Origin of the sequence: Variovorax sp. M-6 (genome assembly GCF_052114385.1) — a bacterium.
Lineage (GTDB): Bacteria > Pseudomonadota > Gammaproteobacteria > Burkholderiales > Burkholderiaceae_C > Variovorax.
The window spans coordinates 21,692-48,669 of sequence record NZ_JBFREQ010000035.1; the positions used below are offsets into that span (position 1 = coordinate 21,692).

At 66.8% G+C, this 26,978-nt stretch carries 22 protein-coding genes and 1 tRNA gene; 16 read left to right on the forward strand and 7 right to left on the reverse strand.

All coding sequences use genetic code 11. From position 1 onward, the window contains the following. Position 1 precedes the first annotated feature (1 nt). Positions 2–1,108, reverse strand: coding sequence for an LPS export ABC transporter permease LptG (gene lptG / locus AB4Z46_RS29010; RefSeq protein ID WP_442287017.1), 1,107 nt, complete (start codon positions 1,106–1,108; stop codon positions 2–4). Beyond that, the gene (gene lptF, locus AB4Z46_RS29015; protein ID WP_442287018.1) at positions 1,105–2,214 is read right to left on the reverse strand and encodes an LPS export ABC transporter permease LptF; all 1,110 of its coding nucleotides are present in this window, start codon (positions 2,212–2,214) and stop codon (positions 1,105–1,107) included. The genes lptG and lptF overlap by 4 nt, the downstream gene beginning before the upstream one ends. Positions 2,215–2,235: 21 nt before the next feature. On the opposite strand from lptF, the gene AB4Z46_RS29020 reads away from it, so the two are divergent. From AB4Z46_RS29020 to AB4Z46_RS29035, 4 genes are all read left to right on the forward strand, one after another. Next, entirely contained in the window at positions 2,236–3,741 is a 1,506-nt protein-coding gene (locus AB4Z46_RS29020; protein WP_442287019.1) for a leucyl aminopeptidase, read from the forward strand. Beyond that, positions 3,738–4,175 carry a DNA polymerase III subunit chi gene (locus AB4Z46_RS29025; protein WP_442287020.1) on the forward strand — a complete coding sequence of 146 codons (438 nt, stop codon included), beginning with the start codon at positions 3,738–3,740 and terminating at the stop codon, positions 4,173–4,175. The genes AB4Z46_RS29020 and AB4Z46_RS29025 overlap by 4 nt, the downstream gene beginning before the upstream one ends. Beyond that, on the forward strand, positions 4,175–4,597 hold the full coding sequence (locus AB4Z46_RS29030; RefSeq protein ID WP_442287021.1) for a hypothetical protein: 423 nt from the start codon (positions 4,175–4,177) through the stop codon (positions 4,595–4,597). The genes AB4Z46_RS29025 and AB4Z46_RS29030 overlap by 1 nt, the downstream gene beginning before the upstream one ends. 122 nt (positions 4,598–4,719) lie before the next feature. Continuing rightward, a complete protein-coding gene (locus AB4Z46_RS29035) occupies positions 4,720–5,925 on the forward strand; it encodes a branched-chain amino acid ABC transporter substrate-binding protein (protein ID WP_442287022.1) in 1,206 nt (401 codons plus the stop codon). A 43-nt stretch (positions 5,926–5,968) separates the two neighbouring features. Here AB4Z46_RS29035 and AB4Z46_RS29040 read toward each other — a convergent pair whose 3' ends face one another. Then, positions 5,969–6,349, reverse strand: coding sequence for a response regulator (locus AB4Z46_RS29040; RefSeq protein ID WP_442287023.1), 381 nt, complete (start codon positions 6,347–6,349; stop codon positions 5,969–5,971). A gap of 209 nt (positions 6,350–6,558) precedes the next feature. After that, positions 6,559–6,649 (reverse strand) — tRNA-Ser (locus AB4Z46_RS29045). Positions 6,650–6,821: 172 nt separating this feature from the next. Between AB4Z46_RS29045 and AB4Z46_RS29050 the strand changes: the two genes are divergently transcribed. Next, entirely contained in the window at positions 6,822–9,173 is a 2,352-nt protein-coding gene (locus tag AB4Z46_RS29050; RefSeq protein WP_442287024.1) for an Orn/Lys/Arg decarboxylase N-terminal domain-containing protein, read from the forward strand. Here AB4Z46_RS29050 and AB4Z46_RS29055 read toward each other — a convergent pair. The 3 genes from AB4Z46_RS29055 to fabI form a co-directional block, all read right to left on the reverse strand. Then, a complete protein-coding gene (locus AB4Z46_RS29055) occupies positions 9,136–10,005 on the reverse strand; it encodes an EamA family transporter (RefSeq protein WP_442287025.1) in 870 nt (289 codons plus the stop codon). The two genes, AB4Z46_RS29050 and AB4Z46_RS29055, sit on opposite strands and share 38 nt — an antisense overlap. 136 nt (positions 10,006–10,141) lie before the next feature. After that, positions 10,142–10,993, reverse strand: coding sequence for a DNA ligase (locus AB4Z46_RS29060; RefSeq protein WP_442287026.1), 852 nt, complete (start codon positions 10,991–10,993; stop codon positions 10,142–10,144). A gap of 64 nt (positions 10,994–11,057) precedes the next feature. Next, positions 11,058–11,843 (reverse strand): enoyl-ACP reductase FabI, encoded by a 786-nt coding sequence (gene fabI, locus AB4Z46_RS29065; RefSeq protein WP_442287027.1) that lies wholly within the window; start codon positions 11,841–11,843, stop codon positions 11,058–11,060. 37 nt (positions 11,844–11,880) lie between these two features. Between fabI and AB4Z46_RS29070 the strand changes: the two genes are divergently transcribed. The 11 genes from AB4Z46_RS29070 (at position 11,881) to typA (ending at position 26,967) form a co-directional block, all read left to right on the forward strand. After that, positions 11,881–13,677, forward strand: a complete 1,797-nt coding sequence (locus AB4Z46_RS29070; protein WP_442287028.1) for an extracellular solute-binding protein — start codon at positions 11,881–11,883, stop codon at positions 13,675–13,677. Positions 13,678–13,684: 7 nt separating this feature from the next. Then, positions 13,685–14,719, forward strand: a complete 1,035-nt coding sequence (locus AB4Z46_RS29075; RefSeq protein ID WP_442287029.1) for a microcin C ABC transporter permease YejB — start codon at positions 13,685–13,687, stop codon at positions 14,717–14,719. Positions 14,720–14,732: 13 nt separating this feature from the next. Continuing rightward, positions 14,733–15,770 (forward strand): ABC transporter permease, encoded by a 1,038-nt coding sequence (locus tag AB4Z46_RS29080; RefSeq protein WP_442287030.1) that lies wholly within the window; start codon positions 14,733–14,735, stop codon positions 15,768–15,770. Continuing rightward, positions 15,760–17,376: an ABC transporter ATP-binding protein gene (locus AB4Z46_RS29085; protein ID WP_442287031.1), complete on the forward strand. Its 1,617-nt coding sequence runs from the start codon at positions 15,760–15,762 to the stop codon at positions 17,374–17,376. Before AB4Z46_RS29080 ends, AB4Z46_RS29085 begins: the two co-directional genes overlap by 11 nt. Before the next feature lie 19 nt (positions 17,377–17,395). Continuing rightward, on the forward strand, positions 17,396–18,601 hold the full coding sequence (locus tag AB4Z46_RS29090; RefSeq protein ID WP_442287032.1) for a YbfB/YjiJ family MFS transporter: 1,206 nt from the start codon (positions 17,396–17,398) through the stop codon (positions 18,599–18,601). 161 nt (positions 18,602–18,762) lie between these two features. Next, positions 18,763–19,368 carry a ribosome maturation factor RimP gene (gene rimP, locus AB4Z46_RS29095; RefSeq protein WP_442287062.1) on the forward strand — a complete coding sequence of 202 codons (606 nt, stop codon included), beginning with the start codon at positions 18,763–18,765 and terminating at the stop codon, positions 19,366–19,368. A 17-nt stretch (positions 19,369–19,385) separates the two neighbouring features. Then, the gene (nusA, locus tag AB4Z46_RS29100; protein WP_442287033.1) at positions 19,386–20,870 is read left to right on the forward strand and encodes a transcription termination factor NusA; all 1,485 of its coding nucleotides are present in this window, start codon (positions 19,386–19,388) and stop codon (positions 20,868–20,870) included. Positions 20,871–20,894: 24 nt separating this feature from the next. Beyond that, positions 20,895–23,804, forward strand: a complete 2,910-nt coding sequence (gene infB, locus AB4Z46_RS29105; RefSeq protein ID WP_442287034.1) for a translation initiation factor IF-2 — start codon at positions 20,895–20,897, stop codon at positions 23,802–23,804. A gap of 21 nt (positions 23,805–23,825) precedes the next feature. Next, positions 23,826–24,197, forward strand: a complete 372-nt coding sequence (rbfA, locus tag AB4Z46_RS29110) for a 30S ribosome-binding factor RbfA (RefSeq protein WP_093107543.1) — start codon at positions 23,826–23,828, stop codon at positions 24,195–24,197. A 2-nt stretch (positions 24,198–24,199) separates the two neighbouring features. Continuing rightward, positions 24,200–25,147 (forward strand): tRNA pseudouridine(55) synthase TruB, encoded by a 948-nt coding sequence (gene truB, locus AB4Z46_RS29115; RefSeq protein WP_442287035.1) that lies wholly within the window; start codon positions 24,200–24,202, stop codon positions 25,145–25,147. After that, positions 25,144–26,967: a translational GTPase TypA gene (gene typA, locus AB4Z46_RS29120; RefSeq protein ID WP_442287036.1), complete on the forward strand. Its 1,824-nt coding sequence runs from the start codon at positions 25,144–25,146 to the stop codon at positions 26,965–26,967. The genes truB and typA overlap by 4 nt, the downstream gene beginning before the upstream one ends. The last annotated feature ends 11 nt before the right edge of the window (positions 26,968–26,978 follow it).

Genomic DNA, 26,978 nt, shown 5'->3' on the forward strand with positions numbered 1-26,978 from the left:
CCTACCGTCTCAGAACCAGCCAGGTGAAGGCGCCCAGCGACATCACGGAGTAGATCAGCCCGGGCGCCGCCGCCGTGATCCACGGCGACCAGTTGCCCAGGTTGCCCAGGTAGCCGAAGACGTTGTTCAGCAGGAAGAAGCTGATGCCGATCATCACGCCGCCGAAGACGTAGGTGGTGATCCCCGACTGGCGGAAGTGCAGGTAGGCGAAGGGCAGGGCGAGCACGATCATCACCAGGCAGGACAGCGGATAGAACACCTTGCGCCAGAACTCGATCTCGTAGCGCTGAGCGGTCTGGCCGTTGGCGTCCAGATGGCGGATGTAGTCGAACAGGTCGAGCGTGCGCATGCGGTCCGGACGCAGCAGCGCCACGGACACCATTTCGCTGCTCAGCGAGGTCGGCCAATCGAGCACCGGCACCGTGGTGGTGACGACGCGCGGGGCGTCGGGGCCGCGCGTGTTGTATTGCTGTCGCTCGACGCCCACCAGGGTCCAGTGGCCGCGCTCGACCCGCGCCGCGGGTGCGAAGGTCTGCGAGACCAGGAAGCCGTTGCCGTCGAATTCGAGGATTCGCGGTTCCTTCAGGATGCCGTTGCGCGCCATCGAAACCACGTTGACCGCGAACGACGAGTCGCCCTGCCGCTCCTTGAGCCATGCGCCGGTGTTGCCGATCAGGGACAGGGAGCCCTGGTAGCGCGCCTTGAGCAACTGGGCCGTGCGGTCGGAGGCCGGCGCGATGTAGTCGCCGATCGCGAAGGTCAGCACCACGAAGCCGAGCCCCAGCAGCAGCAGCGTGCGCAGGGCGCGCCAGGGGCCCAGTCCGCTGGTGCGAAGGATCGTGAATTCGGAACTCTGCGCCAGCCGTGTCATGACGAAGATGGTGCCGATCAGCACCGCGATCGGCAGCAGCTCGTAGAGGTGGCTGGGGATCAGCAGCGCGACGTAGAGCAGCGCCTGGGCGGCGCCGTAGCCGAGCGAGTCGGGTTTGCCGATCGATTGCAGCTCGTCGACGAAGTCGAAGAAGAAGAACAGGCTCAGGAAGCCCAGGGTGACGAAGGCCACGGCCTTCAGCACCTCCGCATAGATCAGGCGGCGGATGGTTTTCACGCGTTGGATGTGGTTTCAGGCCGGACTCGGGCACGCCGCGCCGGGAGGCCCCAGTTGAAATGTCGCTTCGCGAGCCAGAGCAGGCCCAGCACCATCACGCCGCCATGCAGCGCGAGCAGGAAACCGCCCACGCCGAAGCGGCCCGAGCCGACCCAGCTCTGGCCGAGATTGAGCAGGTTGTAATAGATGACGAAGGCGAACAGCGCGAACAGCAGATTGCCGCTGCGGGTCACGCGCGGATTGACGCTCGACAGCGTCAGCGCCAGCAGCACGAAGTTGGCTCCCGCGAACAGCATCCCGATGCGCCAGCCGAGTTCGGCGAGGTTGATGGCGTTGGGATCGCGCAGCAGGGCCAGCGTGGTGCGCGCCCGCACCGGCGTCGCGTCCAGCGAATCGCCCGTGCTGCCGCCCACCCTGGCGCCGTAGGTTTCGAACTCGCTGACCTTGATGCCGGTCGGCTGCAGCGGCTCCTCGATGCGCTGGCCATTGCTCAGCATCAGGTAGCGGATGCCGTTCAGGTCTTCCATGCGGCCGCTGCGAGCCGAGGTGACGATGCGCAGGTTGCGCTCCACCGACGAGATGAACACGTTGCTGGCGGTCGCGCTGTCGGGGGCGTCCTTGTCGATGAAGAACACCCGCAGCCGTCCGGCCGACTCGCGAAACTCGCCGGGCGCGACCCGCTCGATGTCGCTGCGGCGCTCATAACGTTCGCGCATGTTCTGGGTCTGCGAGTTGGCCCAGGGCCAGCCGACCATCGCGAACACGGCGATCAGCAGCAGGATCGGCCAGGCGAAGCGGAACAACGGCTGGAGGAAATCCGCCAGGCCGCGCCCGCTCGAGAACCAGATCACCATCTCGCTGTCGCGGTACATGCGCGACAGCGTGCCCACGATCGAGATGAACAGGCACAGGCTCAGGATGGTCGGCATGTAGCCGAGCACGGTGTAGGTCATCACGAGGAAGACCTCGGAGGGATTCACGCTGCCCTTGGCGGCCAATCCGAGCGTGCGGATCAGCATCATCGTCATCACGATGGTGACCAGCACCACCAGCGTGGCCCCGAAGCTGCGCGACAGCTCCTTGCGTAGAGAGGAATGGAATAACATCGTCGAGGGAAAAAAAGGATTATGGACTTTCAACTCAAGACCCTCTCCATCGCCCAGGCCGCCAACGAAAAAGCCGATGTCCTCATCGTGCTGCTGGCCGCCGGAACCACCACCTCGAAGGACGCGCTCTCGGTCCTGGTCGCGCAGGCCCGGACTGCCGGCGACCTGCCGGACAAGGCCGGCAAGCTGCTCGCGCTGTACCGTGCGGCCGGCGTGGCCGCGCCGCGCGTGCTGCTGGCACCGCTGGGCGACGGCGGCCCGGCCGCGGTCCGCACGGCCGTGCTCGCGGCCGTCAACGCGGCCAAGGGCTCCAATCCCAAGCGGATGGCCATCGTCTTTGCCGGGGCCGTCGACGCGGCGGGCCTGGGCAGCGCGGTGCTGGCCGCGGCCGACGCCAGCTATGTCTACACCGAAACCAAATCCAAGCCCGAGCCGCGGAGCCTGCGCCAGCTGAGCCTGGGCGTCCCGGACGCGGCTGCGTTGCGGGAAGCCTTCGACCAGGCCACCGCCACGGTTGCGGGCATCGAACTGGCCAAGGAATGGGGCAACCGGCCCGGCAACCACTGCACGCCCACGATGCTTGCGCAGGCCGCCAAGGAACTGGCCGAGTTGCCGAACGTGAAGTGCGAGGTGCTGGGGCCGAAGGAAGTGGCCAAGCTCGGCATGGGCGCATTCGCCGCGGTCGCGCAGGGCTCGGCCGAGCCCCTGCGTTTCATCGTCCTGCGCTACCACGGCGCGCCGAAGGACCAGGCCCCGGTCGTGCTGGTCGGCAAGGGCATCACTTTCGACACCGGCGGCGTCTCGCTCAAGCCGGCGGCGGAAATGGACGAGATGAAGTTCGACATGTGCGGCGCCGCGAGCGTGCTCGGCGTGTTCCGCGCACTCGGCGACATCCAGCCGGCGATCAACGTGGTCGGGCTGGTGCCGACCTGCGAGAACATGAACGACGGCCGTGCGATCAAGCCGGGCGACGTCGTCACCAGCATGAGCGGCCAGACCATCGAGGTGCTCAACACCGATGCCGAGGGTCGCCTGATCCTGTGCGATGCGCTGACCTACGCCAAGCGCTTCGCGCCGTCCGCGGTGATCGACATCGCCACCCTCACGGGGGCCTGCGTGGTCGCCCTGGGCGGCGTGCGCAGCGGGCTCTTCTCCGGCGACGATGCGCTGGCCGAGGCGCTCGAGGCCGCCGGCGAGGCTTCGCAGGATCGCTGCTGGCGGATGCCGCTCGACGAGGACTATGCCGAGGGGCTGAAGAGCAATTTCGCCGATGTCGCCAACGTGGCGGGACGCGCCGGCGGCGCCGTCACGGCGGCCAAGTTCCTGCAGCGCTTCGCGAGCGACTACCCCTGGGCGCACCTCGACATCGCAGGCACCGCCTGGAAGAGCGGGGCGGCCAAGGGGTCCACCGGGCGGCCCGTGGGCCTGCTGCTGAACTATCTCCTGGCGCAGAGCCGCAAGGGCGGCGCGGCCGCCAAGTCTTCGGGCAAGACGCAGAAGGCCGGCACCTCCCGGTCCCGCAAGTGACAGAGATCGACGGCCACTACAACATGCCCGACAAGGTGGGCTACGCCTGCCGCCTGCTGCGCAAGGCGGTGAGCGCCCACGGCGCGCGGCTGGTGGTGGTGGCGGACGCCGCGCTGCTGGAGGCGATCGACCAGTCGCTGTGGACGCTCTCGCCGACCGAATTCATCGCGCATTGCCGCAGCGACGACGCGCCGTTCATCGTCGCGCGTTCGCCGGTGGTGCTGGCGGACGGCGGCTCGGCCTCGCTGCCCGACCGTCCGATCCTGGTCAACCTCGGCAGCGAGCTGCCCGCGAGATTCGAGCGCTTCGAGCGCTTGATCGACCTCGTCGGCAGCGACGACGCCGATCGCCTGGCCGGGCGTGCCCGCTGGCGGCACTACAAGGACCGCGGCTACGCGATCCGTACCCACGCCTACGGCGGGAGCGCGGCCTGATGGCAGGAACACCCCGCACGCCGCCGCGCTTCGTGCCCACCTTGACGACGGTGCTCGAGCGCGTGCCGCAGGAGGCCGCCGAGCCGTCGCCCGTGTCGTCGGCGGCGCCCGCGGCACCGACCGCGGCCGAGCCTTCGCAGACGGTCGCGCTGGGACCCGAGGCCGCGCGGTCCGAGGCCGATGCCTTCCGGCTCGAAGAACAGTTGCTGCACCGCGTGCTGCAGCGCGTCGACCTCTCGCTCGAGGAGCGCGTGAGCGACGCGGTGTCGGCTGCCGTCCAGCAGCACCTCGACACCATGATCCCCGCTTTGCGCGGCGAAATCGAAGCCGTTTTGCGTGCGCTGGTGAGCGAAGCGCTGGCCGGAGAGCTTTCCGAAAACCCCGGGTCTACGCCAGCATTCGGACCGCAAAACTCGGGCTAAACTGCGCGCGGGTCGAAAAGCGCGAGGGCGCTGCGCATCCGCGGCGCGATACTTGCTCAATGTATGTGTCCGGATCCAAAGACCGGTTTTCAACTCTATTCATCCATGTTCTGGAGGTTCTCATGCAATTGAAATGGACAGCCGTCGCCCTGGCCGCTCTCGCGCTCGTGGCCTGTGGCAAGAAGGAAGAAGCTGCCGCCCCCGCTGCCCCTGCGCCGACTGCAGCCGCCCCCGCTCCGGCAGCTCCCCCGGCCGAAGTTCTGGTGGTCAAGATCGGCCACGTTGCCCCGACCAGCGGCGCCATCGCCCACCTCGGCAAGGACAACGAACTGGGCGCTCGCATGGCGGTCGAGGACCTCAATGCCAAGGGCGTGAAGATCGGCGACAAGACCGCCAAGTTCGAACTGCTCGCCGAAGACGACGCAGCCGATCCGAAGCAAGGCACCGCAGTGGCGCAGAAGCTGGTGGACAGCAAGGTCAACGGCGTGGTGGGCCACCTGAATTCCGGCACCACGATCCCGGCCTCCAAGCTGTACAGCGATGCCGGCATCCCCCAGATCTCGCCGTCGGCGACCAACCCGAAGTACACCCGCCAGGGCTTCAAGACCACGTTCCGCGTGGTGGCTGACGACACGCAACTGGGCGGCACGCTCGGCAAGTACGCGGTCGAAACCCTGAAGGGCAAGAACATCGCCGTGATCGACGACCGCACCGCCTACGGCCAGGGCGTCGCCGAGGAATTCGAGAAGGCCGCCAAGGCCGCCGGCGGCACCATCGTCGGCCACGAGTTCACGACCGACAAGTCGACCGACTTCAACGCCATCCTGACCAAGCTCAAGGGCGCCCAGCCCGACATCCTGTTCTTCGGCGGCATGGACGCCGTCGGCGGCCCGATGCTCAAGCAGGTCAAGCAGCTCGGCATGAACGTCAAGTTCATGGGCGGCGACGGCCTGTGCACCGGCGAACTGGCCAAGCTGGCCGGCGATGCGATCGGCGAAGAGATGGTGGTCTGCGCCGAAGCCGGTGGTGTGGAAGGCGACTTCAAGGGTCCGCTGGACGCCTGGAAGGCCAAGTTCAAGGAAAAGAACGGCGTCGAGGTCCAGATCTACGCACCGTACGTCTACGACGCGGTGCAGGTGCTGGCCGCCGCGATGGAAAAAGCCGGCTCGGCCGATCCCGAGAAGTACCTGCCCGAAGTCGGCAAGGTGCAGTACAAGGGCCTGACCGGCCCGATCGCCTTCGACGAAAAGGGCGACATCAAGAACGGTGCCCTGACGCTGTACACCTACAAGAACGGTGCGCGGACGCAGATCGCCGTGGTGCGCTGAGCGCTTCGCGCTCGAACGAAAAGGGGCCTTCGGGCCCCTTTTTTCATGGCTGCGCAGAACTGTCGCTGACGCAGTAATCGATGAAGGCGTCGAGGTCCTTGGATTTGTCGAACACGGCATCGGCGCCGAGCGTCCGGCAGCGTGCGCGGACGTCGGCGTTGACGAAGTTGCTCAGCACCACCGCGCGCTGCCGCTCGGGCCGGTTCATGCAGTGCCGAAGCACTCCGAGGCCGGAGCCCTCCTTGAGGAACAGGTCGACGATCAGCAACTGCCATTCGTCGGCATGCGCGGCCAGCCAGGTGCGCGCCTCGGCTTCGGTCTCGGCGACGCCGACCATGCGCGCATCGATCAGTTCCTCGAGCGCGGGAATCAGGTTGTCGCGAAGGGTCCTGTTGTCTTCGACCAGGAATGTGAGGAGGGCCATGCCGTTTCCGCCATTGCAAGATACACAGCCTAGCCGGGCGCTGGCTCCGGGCCAAGGGCCGAGTCGGCTGCCCTGACGTAGGAGAAAACGGATGGGGCCGCCTGGGCAATACGCAAAAAAAGGCACGAGAAAGGCACAAAAAAGCCCCGGCAGGCGGGGCTTTCAGGACGGATCCGGTTGCAGTTGGAGGCTGCAGGAGACGATTTTTCTGGCGGAGCAGGCGGGATTCGAACCCGCGGAGGGCTATTAACCCTCACACGCTTTCCAGGCGTGCGACTTAAACCGCTCATCCACCGCTCCGAGCCCACGATTGTAGCAGTGCCGCGCCGCCTTTTCGGGCCATCGGGCTGCCTCGCCGAGGGCGCAGGGAGCCCCCGCAGGATCAGGGACAAAGGTCGCATGCCCACCTGACCCGATCCTTCATCTGAATTCCGTACACTTCGCGCCTATTTGCCTGTCCGGAGCCCTGCTCATGAAATTCCGCTTCCCCATCGTCATCATCGACGAGGACTTCCGCTCCGAGAACACTTCGGGGCTCGGTATCCGCGCCCTGGCGCAAGCCTTCGAGAGCGAGGGCTTCGAGGTGCTGGGCGTCACCAGCTACGGCGACCTGAGCCAGTTCGCACAGCAGCAGAGCCGCGCCAGCGCCTTCATCCTGTCGATCGACGACGAGGAGTTCACGGTCGGCCCCGACCTCGACCCGGCGGTGTTGAGCCTGCGCAGCTTCATCGGCGAGGTGCGGCGCAAGAACGCCGACGTGCCGATCTACATCTATGGCGAGACGAAAACCTCGCGCCACATCCCGAACGACATCCTGCGCGAGCTGCACGGCTTCATCCACATGTTCGAGGACACGCCGGAGTTCGTGGCGCGCCACATCATCCGGGAAGCGAAGAGCTACCTCGAAGGCGTGCAGCCGCCGTTCTTCAAGGCGCTGATCGACTATGCGGAAGACGGCTCGTACTCCTGGCACTGCCCGGGGCACTCGGGCGGCGTGGCCTTCCTCAAAAGCCCGGTGGGCCAGATGTTCCACCAGTTCTTCGGCGAGAACATGCTGCGCGCCGACGTCTGCAACGCGGTCGAAGAGCTCGGCCAGCTGCTCGACCACACCGGCCCGGTGGCGGCCAGCGAGCGCAATGCGGCGCGCATCTTCAACGCCGACCACTGCTTCTTCGTCACCAACGGCACCAGCACCAGCAACAAGATGGTGTGGCACCACACGGTGGCGCCCGACGACGTGGTGGTGGTGGACCGCAACTGCCACAAGTCGATCCTGCACGCGATCATCATGACCGGCGCGATTCCGGTGTTCATGAAGCCCACGCGCAACCACTTCGGCATCATCGGCCCGATCCCCAAGAGCGAGTTCGAGCCGGCGGCGATCAAGGCCAAGATCGCGGCCAACCCGCTGCTCTCGCACGTGGACGCCAACAAGGTGAAGCCGCGGGTGATGACGCTGACGCAGTCGACCTACGACGGCGTGATCTACAACACCGAGACCATCAAGAACATGCTCGACGGCTACGTCGACACGCTGCACTTCGACGAGGCCTGGCTGCCGCATGCGGCATTCCACCCGTTCTACGGTGCCTACCACGCGATGGGCAAGCGCCGCGTGCGGCCCAAGGACTCGCTGGTGTTCGCCACCCAGTCGACCCACAAGCTGCTGGCCGGCATCAGCCAGGCCAGCCACGTGCTGGTGCAGGACTCGCAGAACCGGGCGCTCGACCGCGACCTGTTCAACGAGGCCTACCTGATGCATTCGTCGACCAGCCCGCAGTACGCGATCATCGCGAGCTGCGACGTCGCCGCCGCGATGATGGAGCCGCCCGGCGGCACCGCGCTGGTCGAGGAGAGCATCCTGGAGGCGCTCGACTTCCGCCGCGCGATGCGCAAGGTCGAGGCCGAGTTCGGCAAGGACGAATGGTGGTTCAAGGTCTGGGGCCCCGAGAAGCTGGTCGACGAGGGCATCGGCCGGGCCGACGACTGGATCATCAAGGGTGAGTCGCGCACCGCCAAGTGGCATGGCTTCGGCAAGCTGGCCGACGGTTTCAACATGCTCGACCCGATCAAGTCGACCATCGTGACGCCGGGACTGGACCTGAACGGCAAGTTCGCCAAGACCGGCATCCCGGCCAGCATCGTGACCAAGTTCCTGGCCGAGCACGGCGTGATCGTCGAGAAGACCGGGCTCTACAGCTTCTTCATCATGTTCACGATCGGCATCACCAAGGGCCGCTGGAACACGCTGTTGACGGCGCTGCAGCAGTTCAAGGACGACTACGCGCGCAACCAGCCGATGTGGCGGATCATGCCGGAGTTCTGCCAGGCGCATCCGAAGTACGAGCGCCTCGGGCTGCGCGACCTGTGCCATCACATCCACGAGCTGTACGCGCGCTTCGACGTCGCGCGCCTGACCACCGAGATGTACCTGAGCGACCTGATGCCGGCCATGAAGCCGAGCGACGCCTTCGCCCACATCGCGCACCGCAAGACCGAGCGGGTCGAGATCGACCACCTCGAGGGCCGCATCACGACCAGCCTGATCACGCCGTACCCGCCGGGCATCCCGCTCTTGATCCCGGGCGAGGTCTTCAACAAGAAGATCGTCGACTACCTCAAGTTCGCGCGTGAGTTCAACACCGAGTGCCCGGGCTTCGAGACCGACATTCACGGGTTGGTGGGCCGCATCGACGAGACGGGCAAGAAGCGCTACTACGCCGACTGCGTGCGGGCCGAACCCCAGAAGGTGCCGCAGCAGGCGCCGGCCGCCAAGCCGGCGAGCGTCAAGCCAGCCGCAAAGTCATCACGCCGGCCGCGATGACCAGCGTGCCGATGGCGCGCTGCCAGCCGAAGGGCTCGCGCAGGAACAGCGTGCCGATGACCGCGGCGAACAGCACCGAGGTCTCGCGCAGCGCGGCGACCACGGCCACCGGCGCCTGCGTCATCGCCCACAGCGCGATGCCGTAGCTGCCCAGCGAGGCCACCGTGCCGACGAGCGCGATCTTCCAGCGCCCCGCCATGTAGGCGAGGGCGGCACGGCGCTGGCCGGGGCGGCGCCACAGCACCAGCAACAGGTAGGGCAGGCCGTCGAACACGAACAGGCCCGCCACGTAGGCCAGGGCGTCGCCCGAGGCTCGTACGCCGATGCCGTCGACCACGGTGTAGATCGCGATGATCGCGGCATTGGCCAACGCGAAGCCGATGGCCTTGCGTCGCTGCGCCTCGTCGCCGTCGCGCAGTGCCGAGCGCGACAGGCCCAGCGTGACGACGCCGACGCAGATCACCGCGACACCGCCCCAGGCTGCCGCCGAGATGCCTTCGCCGATGAAGGGCAGGCTGCCCATCGCGACCAGCAACGGTGCGCAACCGCGCATCACGGGGTAGGTGAGGCCGAGATCGCCGTGCTTGTAGGCGCCTGCGAGCGCGATGTAGTAGCCGAGGTGGATCGCGAGCGACGCCGCCATGTAGGGCCAGGCGGCGCGCGCGGGCAGACCGGTGTACAGCAGCAGCGGCACCGCGATGAAGAGCCCCAGGCTGTGGATCAGCGCGGTGTCGAGCGGCTTGTCGCCGCCCGACTTGATGAGCGCGTTCCAGCCGGCATGCAGCAGCGCGCCGAACAGGACGGCGCCGACGATCGACGCGCTGAGCGTCACGTCAGCATGCGGCGCTGCGCGCGAGCAAGGTCTCGATACCGGAAAGTCTCTGTGCCATTGCAGTCCTCGGGCGAGAGTTGTCTTTTCGTTGTTGCGCAAGGTGCGCTCGAGGCTGTGGTCACCCCTTGCGGATTGTCTACGATCCGTCGTCGCGAACCCGCAGGAAGCGCGCGAAGCGCGGCAGGCCGCTCGGGTTGGTTCCGTTGTAGCGGTAGGTCACCCAGCTGCCGATGGCCGGCGGACTCTCGCGCTCGGCGTCGCTGAAGCCGCCGCCGAGCCTGAAGCGCTTGCCGTCGGCGGTCTCGACCCACATCGCGCCCATGCGGCCGGCGTGCTTGCCGCGCCCCGGCACATAGGAGAGCACGCGCGCCTCGGCATCGTCGAAGGGCTTGACCTTGACCAGGTCGACGTTGCGTTCGGCCCGATAGAGCGATCCGCCCCGGTGCAGCATCAGGCCTTCGCCGCCCATCCGGACCGTCTTGTCGAGCAGGGCCTGCAGCGCTTCATGGGTGGTGGCGCGCAGTTGCGGCACGGGCACGATCCAGGGCGCCTCGGTGATCGGCAGCAGCTTGCGCAGGGCCGCGAGCCGGGTCGTGAAGTCGCCCGGCGAGGCCGGCAGATCGAACACCATGAAGCGCATCTCGCGCCAGGCGGGGTCCGCCGGCGTCTGGCTGCGCACGGTCGAGACTGCGTGCGCGAAGCGGCCGCGGCCGGCCCAGAGCTCGCCATCCATCGGGACCGCCGGCAGCGCGGCCGTGAACCATGCCGGCGCCACGATCCGTTCGCCGCCGCGTGTCCACAACTGCTTGCCGTCCCAGTAGCCCCGGACGCCGTCGTACTTCTCGCTGACCCAGTAGTCCGCCAGCGGCAAGCCGCGGCGGTAGACCTCGGCCAGCATCAACGGCGGCGCGGCGTTGCCCGCCAGCGCCGCGGGGGCCAGCCAGGCGAGTCCCGCAACGACGAAAGCCCGTCGAGCGATCTTGTTCATTGACAAGTCATTCCTCCCCAAACCGGTCGAGGCGCCGTCGCGCCCGTCTTCGCCCGAAGCGCAATCAGGCGTCTGAAACGCCGCCCACCACCTGGCTGAAGCCGCCATCCACGTAGGTGATCTCGGCGGTCACGCCGCTCGCGAGATCGCTCAGCAAGAAGGCGGCCACGTTGCCGACTTCCTCGATCGTCACGTTGCGCCGCATCGGCGCCACCTTCGAGATCGCCGACAGCAGCTTGCCGAAGTCCTTGATCCCGCTGGCCGCCAGCGTCTTGATCGGGCCGGCGCTGATGCCGTTGACGCGCATGCCCTTGGGGCCCAGCGACTCGGCGAGGTAGCGCACCGAGGCTTCGAGCGAGGCCTTGGCGAGGCCCATGGTGTTGTAGTTGGGCAGGGCGCGGATCGCGCCCAGGTAGGTCAGCGTCAACAGGGCCGACTTGTCGTTGAGGTAGGGCAGGGCCGCCTTGGCCATCGCCGGAAAGCTGTACGCGCTGATATCGTGCGCGATCTTGAAGCCTTCGCGCGACAAGCCTTCGAGGAAGTCGCCCGCAATGGCCTCGCGCGGCGCGAAGCCGATGCTGTGGACGAAGCCGTCGAACTTGGGCCAGGTCCGGGCCAGGTCGGTGAACAGCTTGTCGATCTGGGCATCGTCGCCGACGTCGCAGTCGAATACGAGCTTCGAGTCGAAGTCGGCCGCGAACTCGGTGATGCGGTCCTTGAAGCGCTCGCCCACGTAGCTGAACGCCAGCTCGGCGCCTTGCGCATGGCAGGCCTTGGCAATGCCGTAGGCGATGGAGCGGTTGCTCAGAACGCCCGTGATCAGAAGTTTTTTGCCGGAAAGAAAGCCCATGGGACGACCTCGTGTAAATCTTGGGCAGAATTCTCGCATGCGAGTTTGGCTTCTCTTCGTGTTGGCGCTCTGGGCGGTCCCTTCCTGGGCCGCGCATGCCTACGCGCAGTTCGGCGACATCAAGTACCCGCCGGGGTTCACCCATTTCGACTATGTCAATCCGCAGGCGCCCAAGGGCGGAGAGATCCGCATGGTGCCGCCGACGCGGCCGACGAACTTCGACAAGTTCAACCCTTTCACGCTCAAGGGCACGACGCCGTACGGCATCGGCAACCTGATGTTCGAAAGCCTGCTGACGGGCAATTCGGAAGAGCCGACCACGGCCTACGGCCTTCTCGCCGAGGACGTCGAAGTCGCCGCGGACAAGAAATCCGCCACCTTCAGAATCCATCCCAAGGCGCGCTTCAACGACGGCACCCCGGTGCTCGCGGCGGACGTGGTGCATTCGTTCAACACGCTCACCGGCAAGCTGGCGGCACCCCAGTTCCGGACCATCTACGCCGAAGTGAAGGGCGCCAAGGCCATCGGCGACAGGACGGTGCGCTTCGATTTCAAGAGCCCCAACCCCGAGCTGCCGCTGGTGGTCGGCGGCATGCCGGTGTTCAGCCGGGCCTGGGGCGGCGGCAAGCCCTTCGACCAGATCACCACCGACGTGCCGATCGGCTCGGGCCCGTACAAGCTCCTCAACCCGCGCATGGGCCGGGACATCACCTACACGCGGGACCCGGACTACTGGGGCGCGGAGCTGCCTGTGCGCAAGGGGCACTTCAACTTCGACCGCGTCACCTACAGGATCTACCTCGACGAGACCGCTCGCTTCGAGGGCCTCAAGGCGGACGAGTTCGATTTCATGCGCGAGTTCACGTCGCGCAACTGGGCGCGCCAGTACAAGGGCAAGCAATTCGATTCCGGCGAGATCCTGAAACGGGCCTTCGAGAACAAGAATCCCGGCGACTTCCAGGGCTACGTCTTCAATACGCGCAATCCCAAGTTCAAGGACATCCGGGTGCGCCAGGCCATCGGGCTCGCGATGGATTTCGAGTGGCTCAACAAGCAGCTGTTCTACGGGCTGTACAAGCGCGTCGAAGGCTACTTCCCGAACAGCGAGTTCCACGCCGAAGGATTGCCCACGCCGCAAGAGCTGGCGCTGCTCGAACCGTTGCGCGACAAGCTGCGTCCGGAGGTCTTCGGCCCCGCCGTGATCTCGCCGAGCACCGCGCCGCCGGGCAGCCTGCGCGAGAACCTGCGCAAGGCGCGCGCCTTGCTGGCCGAGGCCGGCTGGACCTACCGGGATGGCGCCTTGCGCAACGCGAAGGACGAGGTCTTCACGATCGAGTTCCTCAACGACCAGCCTTCGCTGATCCGCGTCGCGACGCCCTTCCAGACGGCGCTGCGCAAGCTCGGCATCCAGATGACCTTCCGCACCGTCGACTTCTCGCTGGCCCAGCAGCGCATGGACAACTTCGACTTCGAGATGACGTCGGTGCGGCTGCCGGGCAGCACAGCGCCAGGCGGCGAACTGCTCGAGTTCTTCGGCTCGCAGGCGGCCGCCACCGATGGCTCGCGAAATATCTGGGGCATCGCCGACCCGGCCGTCGACGCGCTGCTGCAGAAGGTGGTGGGTGCGACCACGCGGCCCGAGCTCAGCGCCGCGATGCGCGCGCTGGACCGCGTGCTCTCGCACGGCTACTACTCGGTGCCGCAGTACTACGGCGGTGCCTTCCTGATCGGCTACCATCCGCGGCCCTTCGTGCTGCCGCCGGTGATCCCGCCTTACTACGAGGCCGACAACTGGGCCGTGAGCAATTGGTGGGCATCGCCCAGCAACAAGTAGGAGCGCCATGGTCAGCTACATCCTCAAACGCCTGCTGTTGATGGTGCCCACGCTGTTCGGTGTGCTGATGCTGACCTTCCTCGTGATCCAGTTCGTGCCGGGCGGACCGGTCGAGCAGATGGTGTCCCAGCTGCAGGGACGCGATTCCGGCGGCGAGCGCGCGGCCACGAGCGGCGCGGGCTACCGCGGACGCCAGGGGCTGGATCCTCAGCGCATCGAGGAGATCAAGCAGCTCTACGGCTTCGACAAGCCGCCGCTCGAACGTTTCTGGCAGATGCTGAAGTCCTACGCGCGCTTCGACTTGGGAACGAGCTTCTACCAGCGCAAGGCCGTCTGGGACCTGGTCAAGGAAAAGATGCCGGTGTCGATCAGCCTGGGGTTGTGGACCTTCTTCATCAGCTACCTGATCGCCGTGCCGCTGGGCGTCGCGAAGGCGGTGCGGGCGGGCACGCGCTTCGACTTCCTGACGACGCTGGTGGTGCTGGTCGGCTATGCCATCCCGGGATTCGTGCTGGGCGTCGCGCTGCTCGTGGTCTTCGGCGGACAGTTGCAGTGGTTTCCGCTGCGCGGACTGACGTCGTCGGGCTGGCAGGCCATGGGGTGGGGCGCGCGGATCGTCGACTACCTGTGGCACATCGCGCTGCCCGTGACGGCAATGGTGCTGGGCAGTTTCGCGGTGACGGCCATGCTGACCAAGAACTCCTTTCTCGAGGAGATCCGCAAGCAGTACGTGCTGACGGCGCGCGCCAAGGGGCTGACCGAGCGCGAAGTGCTGTGGAAGCACGTGTTCCGCAATGCGCTGATCCCGATCGTCACCGGCTTCCCGGCGGCATTCATCGGCGCGTTCTTCACCGGCTCCCTGTTGATCGAGACGCTGTTCTCGCTCGACGGCCTGGGCCTGCTGAGTTACGAGAGCGTGATCCGGCGCGACTATCCGGTGGTGCTGGGCACGCTCTACCTGTTCACGCTGATCGGGCTGGTGACCAAGCTGATCAGCGATCTTTGCTACGTACTGGTGGACCCGAGGGTGAAGTTTGACTAGCGGCGGCGTTACCGTGTCGCCCGGTCGCCGTGCCTGGCTGCGCTTCAAGCGCAACCGGCTCGGCTACTGGAGCCTGGTTCTCTTCTCGCTCCTCGTGGTGCTGAGCCTCTTCGCCGAGGTGCTCTCCACCGACAAGCCGCTGGTGGTGCGCTACGAGGGCCGGACCTACTTTCCGGTGGCGCGCGACTACTCGGAGAAGACCTTCGGCGGCGACTTCGAGACGCCGGCCGACTACCTGGATCCGTTCATCCGCGAACGAATCACCTCGGGCGGCAACTGGGCCCTCTATGCGCCCAACCCCTACGGTCCGAAGACGCTCAACTACTTCGCGAAATCCCCGAATCCCGCGGCGCCCTCCGCCGAGAACTTCTTCGGCAGCGACGATCGCGGCCGCGACCTGCTGGCGCAGTTGATCTACGGCTTCCGCGTGAGCGTTCTGTTCGCGCTGGCACTGACCTTCATCGGCGTGGTGCTCGGGGTCGTGACCGGCGCCATCCAGGGCTTCTTTGCCGGCAAGATCGACCTCGCGTTCCAACGCTTCATCGAGATCTGGAGCTCGATGCCCGAGCTCTACCTGCTGATCATCTTCAGTGCGGTCTTCGCGCCCAGCGTCTCGCTGCTGCTGATCCTGCTGAGCCTGTTCGGCTGGATGGGGCTGTCGGACTATGTGCGCGCCGAGTTCCTGCGCAATCGCCAGATGGACTACGTGCGGGCAGCGCGCGCACTCGGCGTCGGCAACCTGCAGATCATGTGGCGCCACATCCTGCCCAACAGCATGACGCCGGTCGTGACCTTCCTGCCGTTCCGCATGAGCGCGGCGATCCTGGCGCTGACCTCGCTCGACTTCCTGGGCCTCGGCGTACCGCCGGGGACGCCCTCGCTGGGCGAGCTGCTGAGCCAGGGCAAGGCCAACATCGACGCCTGGTGGATCTCGCTGTCCACCTTCGCGGTGCTGGTGGTCACGCTGATGCTGCTGACCTTCATGGGCGACGCGCTGCGCGATGCGCTCGATCCGCGGAAGGCCGAGCGTGGGGACCGGAATGAGCGCTGAACTGTTGAAAGTCCAGGGCCTGCGCGTCGCCTTCGGCGACAAGGAGGTGGTGCACGGCATCGACTTCGCGATCCGCGAGGGCGAGAAGCTGGCGCTGGTCGGCGAGTCGGGCTCGGGCAAGACCGTGACCGCGCTCAGCCTGCTGCGCCTGGTGCAGAACGCCGACATCTCGGGCAGCGCGACCTTCGGCGGCGGGGAGGGCGGTGGCGCGCGCGACCTGCTCGCGATGCCCGAGCGGCAGCTGCGGGGCATCCGCGGCAAGGAGATCGCGATGATCTTCCAGGAGCCGATGACCGCGCTCAACGCGCTCTACACCGTGGGGGACCAGATCGCCGAAGTGCTCCAGCTGCACCAGGCGCTGCCGGCGCGCGCGGCCCAGGAGGCCGCGGTGCAATTGCTGGCCGACACCGGCATCCCGGAGCCGGCGCGGCGGGCCCGGTCCTTTCCGCATCAGCTCTCCGGCGGCCAGCGCCAGCGCGCGATGATCGCGATGGCGCTGGCCTGCAAGCCGCGGCTGCTGCTGGCCGACGAGCCGACCACCGCGCTCGACGTCACGGTGCGGGCCCAGATCCTCGAACTGCTCGCCGAGCTGCAGCGCAAGCACCGCATGGCGGTGCTGCTGATCACGCACGACCTGAACCTGGTGCGCCGTTTCGCCGACCGCGTGGCCGTGATGGAGAACGGCCACATCGTCGAGCACGGTGCGGTCGCGGCCGTGTTCGACGCCCCGCAGCATGCGTACACGCGCAAGCTGATCGACAGCCGGCCGACTCGCGATGTGGCTTCCTTCGCGGTCGACCCGAATGCCCCGACGGTGCTCGAGGCCAAAGCCCTGCGCGTGATCTATCCGGTGCCGCGGCCCGGCATCGGCGGCTGGTTCCGCCACGGCGAATTCGTGGCGGTGCAGGGCGCCGATTTCAGCATCGCGCCGGGCCAGACCCTGGGCGTGGTCGGCGAGTCCGGCTCGGGCAAGTCGACCCTGGCGCTGGCCGCGCTCGGCCTTCTGAAGCACCAGGGCGAACTCGACGTCGCGGGCCGCCAGTGGGCCGGCGGCACTGCCAGCGACCGGTCGCTCCGGCGGCTGATGCAGGTGGTGTTCCAGGACCCGTTCTCGTCGCTGTCGCCGCGCATGACGGTCGAACAGATCGTCGGCGAGGGGCTGACCGTCCATGCGCCCGAGCTCGACACCGCCGCCCGCCGCGGCCGCGCCCTCGACGCGCTGGCCGACGTCGGCCTCACCGAAGCGCAGTTCCCGGCCCTGCTCGATCGCTATCCGCACGAGTTCTCCGGCGGCCAGCGGCAGCGGCTGGCGATCGCGCGGGCGCTGGTCGTCGACCCGAAGCTGCTGGTGCTCGACGAACCCACCAGCGCGCTCGACGTCACGATCCAGAAGCAGGTGCTGGGCCTGCTGCAGCGCCTGCAGCGCGAGCGCGGCCTGAGCTACCTGCTGATCACCCACGACGTGGAAGTGATCCGCGCCATGGCGCACCAGGTCATCGTCATGAAGGACGGCGCGATCCTCGAGTCGGGGCCGGCCCTGCGGGTGCTCGACGCGCCCGAGCATCCCTACACGCAAAAGCTGGTCGCCGCAGCCCTGGCCGATTAGAAATATTCAAAGGAATGGAATGTCGCTGACCGGATACGACAGGCGCGGCGCCTGGCGCGCGGCCCTGGCCTGCATGGTGACGCTGGCCGTGGCCATGGGCCTGGGGCGCTTCGCCTTCACGCCGATGCTGCCGATCATGCTGCACGAGGGAAAGCTGGACCTGCAGGGCGGTGGCGTGCTGGCCTCGCTCAACTACCTTGGCTACTTTCTCGGCGCCGTGAGCTGCGCGGCGATCCGGATCCAGCCGGCCACGATGGTGCGCGGCGGCCTGGTCGCCACCGCGGCCTTGTTGCTCGGGATGGGCCTGCTGCACGGTTTCACCGTCTGGGGCGTGCTGCGCACGGCCGCCGGCGTGATGAGCGCCTGGACCTTCGTCTTCGCCTCCGGCTGGGGTCTGCGGCGACTGGCGGAGACCGGCGCGCCGGCGCTGGCCGGCGTGATCTATTCCGGGCCCGGCATCGGGATCGCGGTCACCGGGCTGCTGGGCGGCGCCGTCGGGCGCTGGGGCTCGGACGCGGGCTGGATCGGCTTCGGCCTGCTGTCGCTGGTCCTGATCGCGCTTATCTGGCGCATCTTCAGCGACGGCCACCCGGCCGTCACGGGTGTCCAGGCCGGCCCGGCGGCGGCGCCGACGGCGGCCGAATCCGCCGCGGCGCGCAGCGATGCCCGCTGGCTGGTCGGGCTCTACGGGCTGGCGGGCTTCGGCTACATCATCACGGCCACCTTCCTGCCGGTGATCGCGCGGCAAGCCCTGCCGGGCTCGCCCTGGCCGGATCTGTTCTGGCCGCTGCTGGGCCTGGCGGTCGTGCCGGGCGCGCTGATCGGCGCCCGGGCGCCGATGCACTGGGACAACCGGCTCCTGCTCGCCATCGCCTACGGCTTGCAGGCGCTGGGCGTGGTGCTGTCGGTGGCCTGGCCGACGATCGTCGGTTTCGGGCTCGGCAGCTTGTTGCTGGGCATGCCTTTCACCGCCATCACCCTGTTTGCGATGCGGGATGCGCGGCGGCTGCGCGGCAACGCCGCGGCCGGGCTGATCGGCTATGCCACCGCATCCTACGGAGTCGGTCAGATCCTCGGCCCGCTGTTCGCGGCGCCCCTGGCCCAGCGCACCGGCTCGTTCGCGGTGCCGTTGCTGGTCGCGGCAGCGGCGCTGGCGCTCGGCGCGCTGCTTTTCAGCCATGTCTGGTGGCGCTCCAGACTCGCCAAAGTGCTTCCGGAAGCGTAAAAACCCCTGATTCGTAACGCATTTGGCATATAATTCGAGGCTCACGACCAAACGGGCGAGTACCAACCGCCCGTTTTTTTATGGGTCGACGCATTTTCGATGTCGAGAGCGGCGGCGGCATCGGACACAGCAAACGGCACTTCAAAGGCATTTACAGACACGTGGCATTGCAGCAGACAGTGGAACAAACCGTGGCCGGACTCGGCTACGACCTGGTCGAGATCGAGCGCTCGGCCGGGGGATTGCTGCGCGTCACGATTGATTTGCCCTGGCAAGGCCCCACCTTGGATGCAGCGGGTGCGCCGGAGCCTTTCGTGACCGTCGAGGATTGCGAAAAGGTCACGCGCCAGCTGCAGTTCGCGCTCGAGGTCGACGGCGCCGACTACAAGCGGCTCGAGGTGTCATCGCCGGGCATCGACCGCCCGTTGCGGAATGAGCAGGATTTCCAGCGTTTTGCCGGCGAGGTGATCGACATCACGCTGAAGGCGCCGATGGGCGCGGCGGCGAATGGCCAGGTGGCGGCCAACCGCAAGAAATTTCGCGGCACGCTGGAGCGCGTTGTCGCAGCCGACGGCTCGCAGGGCTGGCAGATCGTCTGGAGCGACGAGCCCGCGGCGAAGCCCGGTCAGAAGATCAGCAAGAAGCGCGTGCCTGCCCCCCTGCAGGCGCTCGGTTTTGCATTGGACGAGTTGCGCGAAGCGCGGCTCGCCCCGATAGTGGATTTCAATGGGCGCAGGCCAAAACCCGGCACCGTGGTGTCGGACTGAACGAGGAGAGTGGTGGCATGAATCGCGAAATGTTGATGTTGGTGGATGCGATCTCGCGCGAGAAGAACGTCGAACGTGACGTCGTCTTCGGCGCGGTCGAATCCGCCCTGGCGCAAGCCACCAAGAAGCTCTATCAGGGCGACGTGGACATTCGCGTCGCCGTCGACCGCGACAGCGGCGACTACGAGACCTTCCGTCGCTGGCATGTGGTTCCCGACGAGGCCGGCCTGCAACTGCCCGACCAGGAAATCCTGCTGTTCGAGGCCAAGGAAGAGATGCCCGACATCGAGCTCGACGAGTACATCGAGGAATCGGTGGACTCGGTGCCGATCGGCCGCATCGGTGCGATGGCCGCCAAGCAGGTGATCCTGCAGAAGATCCGTGACGCCGAGCGCGAAATGCTGCTCAACGACTTCATGTCGCGCGGCGAGAAGATCTTCACCGGCACCGTCAAGCGCCTGGACAAGGGCGACATCATCGTTGAAGCGGGAAGAGTCGAAGGGCGCCTGCGCCGCAGCGAGATGATCGCCAAGGAAAACCTGCGCAACGGCGACCGCGTGCGGGCCATGATCATGGAGGTCGACCTGACGCTGCGCGGCGCGCCGATCATCCTGTCGCGTTCGGCCCCCGAATTCATGATCGAGCTGTTCCGCCAGGAAGTGCCCGAAATCGAACAAGGCCTGCTCGAGATCAAGAGCTGCGCCCGCGATCCCGGCTCGCGCGCCAAGATCGCCGTGCTCTCGCACGACAAGCGGGTCGATCCGATCGGCACCTGCGTCGGCGTGCGCGGCACCCGGGTCAACGCGGTCACCAACGAGCTCGCCGGCGAACGCGTGGACATCGTGCTCTGGAGCGAGGATCCGGCCCAGTTCGTGATCGGCGCCCTGGCGCCGGCCAATGTCTCGTCGATCGTGGTCGACGAGGAGAAGCATGCGATGGACGTGGTGGTCGACGAGGAAAACCTCGCGATCGCGATCGGCCGCGGCGGTCAGAACGTGAGGCTCGCCTCCGACCTGACCGGCTGGAAGATCAACATCATGGACGCCAACGAGTCGGCCCAGAAGCAGGCGACCGAGACCGACGCCAGCCGCAAGCTGTTCATGGAGAAGCTCGACGTCGACGAGGAAATCGCCGACATCCTGATCTCCGAAGGTTTCACCAGCCTCGAGGAAGTGGCCTACGTGCCGATCTCCGAGCTGCTCGAGATCGAAAGCTTCGACGAAGACACGATCAACGAACTGCGGTCGCGCGCCAAGGATGCGCTGCTGACCATGGAAATCGCCCGGGAAGAAAACGTCGAGAGCGTCTCGCAGGATCTGCGCGACCTCGCCGGCCTCGATCCGGCCCTCATTCCCAAATTGGCCGAGGCGGGTGTCCACACCCGTGACGACCTGGCCGACCTTGCGGTCGATGAACTCACCGATATCACCGGCCAAACCGCCGATGAGGCCAAGAACCTGATCTTGAAAGCCCGCGAACATTGGTTCGCTGGCCAAGAGTGACGGTCATGGAGGCACGAAACCAATATGTCCAGTACCACTGTCGCCGAGTTCGCGAACGAGCTCAAGAAGACTCCCGAAACCCTGCTTGACCAGCTCAAGAGCGCAGGCGTGCCCAAGCAGGCCGCCACCGATGCGCTGAGCGAGGCCGACAAGCAGCGCCTGCTCGGCTTCCTGAAGGCCAGCCACGGCACGGTCGAGCCCGAGCGCAAGAAGATCACGCTGACGAAGAAATCGACCAGCGAGATCAAGCAGGCCGACGCCACCGGCCGCGCCCGCACGATCCAGGTCGAGGTGCGCAAGAAGCGCACCTTCATCCAGCGCGACGAAGGCCACCCGGCGGTGTCCGAGGCGACTGCCGCCGCTGAAGCCGAGGCGCCCGCCGCCGCGCCCGCAGCGCCCCAGATCGACGAAGCCGAACTCGCGCGCCGCGAGGAAGACGCACGCCGTCAGGCCGAACTGATCCGCCGCCAGGAAGAAGAACTGGTCGAGAAGCGTCGCCTGCGCGAAGAAACCGAAGCCCGCGAACGCGAAAAGGTCGAACGCGCCGAGCGGGCCGAGCAGGAGGCCAAGGCCGCCAGCAAGAAGGCCGCCGAGGCCGCTGCTGCCGCCACGGTGACCGAAGGCGCGCCTGAAGCGCCCGAGGAAGCCCCGGCCGTGACCGACCGCAAGGCCGCCGCCGAAGCCGCCGCCGCGCAGGCCAAGGACGACGCCAAGGCCAAGGCCGCCGCCGAATCGAAGGCCCGCGCCGACGAGGAAGCCGCTCGCGCCAAGGATCTCGACGAACGCCGCCGCAAGGCGCTGGCCGAAGCCGAAGCCATCCGCGCCATGATGAATGCACCGGCGCGCGTGCTGGTGCCGCACAAGGCGCCCGAGAAGCCCGTGCCCGAAAAGGCCGCGGTCAAGGGCACACTGCACAAGCCGACCGCGCCGCCGGCGCGTCCCGGTGCGCCCGCCGCGCCTGGCGCTGCCGGTGCGCCCGGCGCAGGCAAGGAAGTCAAGTCGGCCAAGCTCTCGTCGAGCTGGGCTGGCGACACTGCCAAGAAGAAGGAAATCAAGACCCGCGGCGATGCCAGCGGCGGCGTCGGCCGCGGCAACTGGCGCGGAGGCCCGCGCGGGCGCCGCGGCAACGACCGCGGAGGCCAGGAAGAGCGCATGCCGGCCGCACCGGTCGAGGCGCGCGTGCTCGAAGTGCACGTGCCCGAGACCATCACGGTGTCGGAGCTCGCGCACAAGATGGCCGTCAAGGCGTCGGAAGTCATCAAGCAACTGATGAAGCTCGGCCAGATGGCGACCATCAACCAGTCGCTGGACCAGGACACCGCGATGATCATCGTGGAGGACATGGGCCACACGGCCGTGGTCGCCGCGCTGGACGATCCGGAAGCCTTCACCGACGAGGACGTCTCGGCAACGCAGGCAGAGGCCCTGCCGCGCGCACCGGTCGTGACCGTCATGGGCCACGTCGACCACGGCAAGACCTCGCTGCTGGACTACATCCGCCGCGCCAAGGTCGCCGCGGGCGAAGCCGGCGGCATCACGCAGCACATCGGGGCGTACCACGTCCAGACCGAGCGCGGCATGGTGTCCTTCCTCGACACCCCGGGCCACGAGGCGTTCACCGCCATGCGTGCCCGCGGTGCCCAGGCCACCGACATCGTGATCCTGGTGGTCGCCGCGGACGACGGCGTCATGCCGCAGACCAAGGAAGCCATCAAGCACGCGAAGGCGGCGGGTGTGCCGATCGTGGTCGCGATCAACAAGGTCGACAAGCCCGATGCCAACCTCGACCGCGTCAAGCAGGAGCTGGTGGCCGAAGAAGTCGTGCCTGAAGAGTACGGCGGCGACGTGCCGTTCGTGCCGGTCTCCGCCAAGACGGGGCAGGGCGTGGACGATCTGCTCGAGCAGGTGCTGCTGCAGGCCGAAGTGCTGGAACTCAAGGCGCCGGTGGATGCCGCCGCCAAGGGCCTGGTCATCGAAGCCCAGCTCGACAAGGGCCGCGGCCCGGTCGCGACCGTGCTGGTGCAGTCCGGCACCCTCAAGACCGGCGACGTGGTGCTGGCCGGCTCGACCTATGGCCGCGTGCGCGCCATGCTCGACGAAGACGGCAAGACCATCAAGTCCGCGGGTCCGTCGATCCCGGTCGAGATCCAGGGCCTGACCGAAGTGCCGCAAGCCGGCGACGAGTTCATGGTGATGGCCGACGAGCGCCGTGCGCGCGAGATCGCCACCTACCGGGCCGGCAAGTTCCGCAACACCAAGCTGGCGAAAGCCCAGGCCGCGAACCTGCAGAACATGTTCACCGACCTGTCGGCGGGCGAAGTGCAGACGCTGCGGATCATCATCAAGGCCGACGTCCAGGGTTCGCAAGAAGCGCTGGCCCAGTCGCTGCTCAAGCTGGCGACCGAAGAGGTCAAGGTGCAGATGGTGTACGCCGGCGTCGGCGGCATCAGCGAGAGCGACATCAACCTCGCGATCGCATCGAAGGCCATCGTGATCGGCTTCAACGTGCGCGCCGATTCCGGTGCGCGCAAGCTGGCCGAGAGCAACGGCGTGCAACTGCACTACTACAGCATCATTTACGACGCTGTGGACGACATCAAGGTCGCGATGTCCGGCATGCTGGCTCCCGAGCGGCGTGAAGAGATCATCGGCTCGGCCGAGATCCGCACCGTGTTCGTGGCCTCCAAGATCGGTACGGTCGCGGGTTGTATGGTCACCTCGGGCCTGGTCAACCGCAGCGCGCATTTCCGCCTGCTGCGCGACAACGTGGTGATCTACACCGGCGAAGTCGACTCGATCAAGCGGCTCAAGGACGACGTGCGCGAAGTGCGCGAAGGCTTCGAGTGCGGTATCAAGCTCAAGAACTACAACGACATCAAGGAAGGTGATCACCTGGAGTTCTTCGAGATCAAGGAAATCGCCCGGACGCTGTAAGCGAACGAAGCGACGCCGACCATGCCCAAACGCAAAGCCGCAGCCCCGAACCGCGCCTTCAAGGTCGCCGATCAGATCCAGCGCGATCTGACGGAGTTGATCGCGCGAGAACTCAAGGACCCGCGGGTGGGCATGGTCACGATCCAGGCGGTCGAGGTCACGCCCGACTACGCGCACGCGAAGGTCTTCTTCAGCCTGCTCGTGGGCGATCCGGTCGAGACCACCGAAGCCTTGAACCAGGCCGCCGGATTCCTCCGCAACGGCCTGTTCAAGCGCCTGCACATCCACACGGTGCCGACACTGCATTTCCAGTTCGACCGCACGACCGAACGTGCAGCCGACATGAATGCGCTGATCGCGCAGGCCGTCGCTTCCCGTTCCAAAGACGACTGAAGATGAACGCGCCACGCACACGGGTGCAGCGGCGCCCTGTGCATGGGGTGTTGCTGCTCGACAAACCGCTGGGTCTCTCCAGCAACCAGGCCTTGCAGAAGGCCAAGTGGTTGCTGCGCGCCGAAAAAGCGGGACATACCGGCACGCTCGATCCGCTCGCGACGGGCGTCTTGCCGTTGTGCTTCGGCTCGGCGACCAAGTTCAGCCAACTCCATCTCGACGCCGACAAGACCTATGAGGCCACCGCGCGCCTGGGCGTGAAGACCGCCACCGGCGACGCCGAGGGCGAGGTCATCGCCGAGCGGCCTGTCGCCGTGAGCGCGGACGATCTGGTGCGCGTGCAGGCGCAGTTCACCGGCCCGATCCGCCAGGTGCCGCCGATGCACAGCGCGCTCAAGAAAGACGGCAAGGCGCTGTATGAATACGCGCGCGAAGGCATCGAGATCGAGCGCGCGCCGCGCGACGTCGTGATCTACAAGCTCGCGCTCGCATCGACTTCCGATACCGACATCCGCATCCAGGCGACCGTCAGCAAGGGCACCTACATCCGCACCCTCGGCGAGGACATCGGCGAGGCGCTGGGCTGCGGCGCCCACTTGACTTCCTTGCGCCGCACCGCCACCGGCGGCTTCGACGCCTCGCAATGCGTGACGCTCGAAGCGCTCGAAGCCATGGACGAGGAGGAGCGGCTGGCCCGCCTGCTGCCGACCCAAGCGCTGGTGGCCGATCACACGCGCGTCACGCTCGGCGCCGAAGATGCCGGGCGCTTCCTGTCCGGCCTGCGCCGGCGCGGTGAATGGGCCGATGCGCCGGCGGTGGCCGTGTTCGGCCACGAGCCCGAGGCCTTCCTGGGCACGGCCCACGTGAAGGCCGGCGAACTGATCCCGGGGCGGCTGCTGAGCCCCATCGAAATCCAGCAGACATTACTTTTGACCGAAGCGACACCATGACCCAACAGATTCGCAATATCGCCATCATCGCCCACGTGGACCATGGCAAGACCACGATGGTCGACCAACTGCTGCGCCAGTCCGGCACCTTTGCCGAGCACGAGAAGGTGGTCGACACCGTGATGGACAACAACGCGATCGAAAAGGAACGTGGCATCACGATCCTGGCCAAGAACTGCGCCGTGACCTGGGAAGGCACGCACATCAACATCGTCGACACCCCCGGCCACGCGGACTTCGGCGGTGAAGTCGAACGTGCGCTGAGCATGGTCGACGGCGTGGTGCTGCTGATCGACGCGCAGGAAGGCCCGATGCCGCAGACCCGCTTCGTGACCAAGAAGGCGCTGGCCCTCGGTCTCAAGCCGATCCTGGTGGTGAACAAGGTCGACAAGCCCGGCGCGCGCCCCGACTACGTGGTGAACGCCGCCTTCGACCTGTTCGACAAGCTCGGCGCCACCGATGAGCAACTGGATTTCCCGGTGGTCTATGCCTCGGGCATCAATGGCTGGTCGTCGATGGAAGAGGGTGCGCAGGGTGAGCAATGGGGCCCCGACATGTCGGCGCTGTTCAACACCATCCTGAAGCACGTGCCCGCGCAGAAGGGTGACCCCAACGCACCGCTGCAACTGCAGATCTCCGCGCTCGACTTCTCGACCTTCGTCGGCCGCATCGGCGTCGGCCGCATCAGCCAGGGCACGATCAAGCCGATGATGGACGTCGTGGTGATGGAAGGTCCGGACGGCAAGTCCATCAAGGGCCGCGTCAACCAGGTGCTGACCTTCCAGGGCCTCGAACGCGTGCAGGCCACCGAGGCCGGTCCGGGCGAAATCGTGCTGATCAACGGCATTGCCGACATCGGCATCGGCGTGACCATCTCCGACCCGTCGAATCCGGCGCCGCTGCCCATGCTCAAGGTCGACGAGCCGACCCTGACCATGAACTTCTGCGTCAACACCAGCCCGCTGGCGGGCCGCGAAGGCAAGTTCGTCACCAGCCGCCAGATCTGGGACCGGCTGCAGAAAGAGCTGCAGCACAACGTGGCCCTGCGCGTCAAGGAGACCGACGAGGAAGGCATCTTCGAAGTCATGGGCCGGGGCGAACTGCACCTGACCATCCTGCTGGAAAACATGCGGCGCGAAGGCTTTGAAATGGCCGTGTCCAAGCCGCGCGTGGTGTTCCGCGACATCGACGGTGTCAAGCACGAACCGATCGAACTGGTCACCGCCGACATCGAGGACCAGCACCAGGGCGGCGTGATGCAGGCGCTGGGCGAGCGCAAGGGCGAGCTGGTCAACATGGAACCGGACGGCCGCGGCCGCGTGCGCCTCGAGTACCGGATTCCGGCACGGGGCCTGATCGGCTTCACCAACGAATTCCTGAATCTGACGCGCGGCTCGGGCCTGATCTCGAACATCTTCGACAAGTACGAGCCGTTCAAGGGCGACATCGGCAGCCGCAAGAACGGCGTGCTGATCTCCATGGACGACGGCGAGATCTTCACCTACGCGCTGGGCAAGCTGGACGATCGCGGCCGCATGTTCGTGCGGGCCAACGATCCGGTGTATGAGGGCATGATCGTCGGCATCCACAGCCGCGACAACGACCTGGTGGTCAACGCCACGCGCACCAAGCAGCTGACCAACTTCCGTGTCTCGGGCAAGGAAGACGCGATCAAGATCACGCCGCCGATCGAGCTCACGCTGGAATACGGCGTCGAGTTCATCGAGGACGACGAACTGGTCGAGATCACGCCGAAGAGCGTGCGCCTGCGCAAGCGCTACCTCAAGGAACACGAGCGCAAGCGCGCTTCGCGCGACTAAGTTCGAGCGCC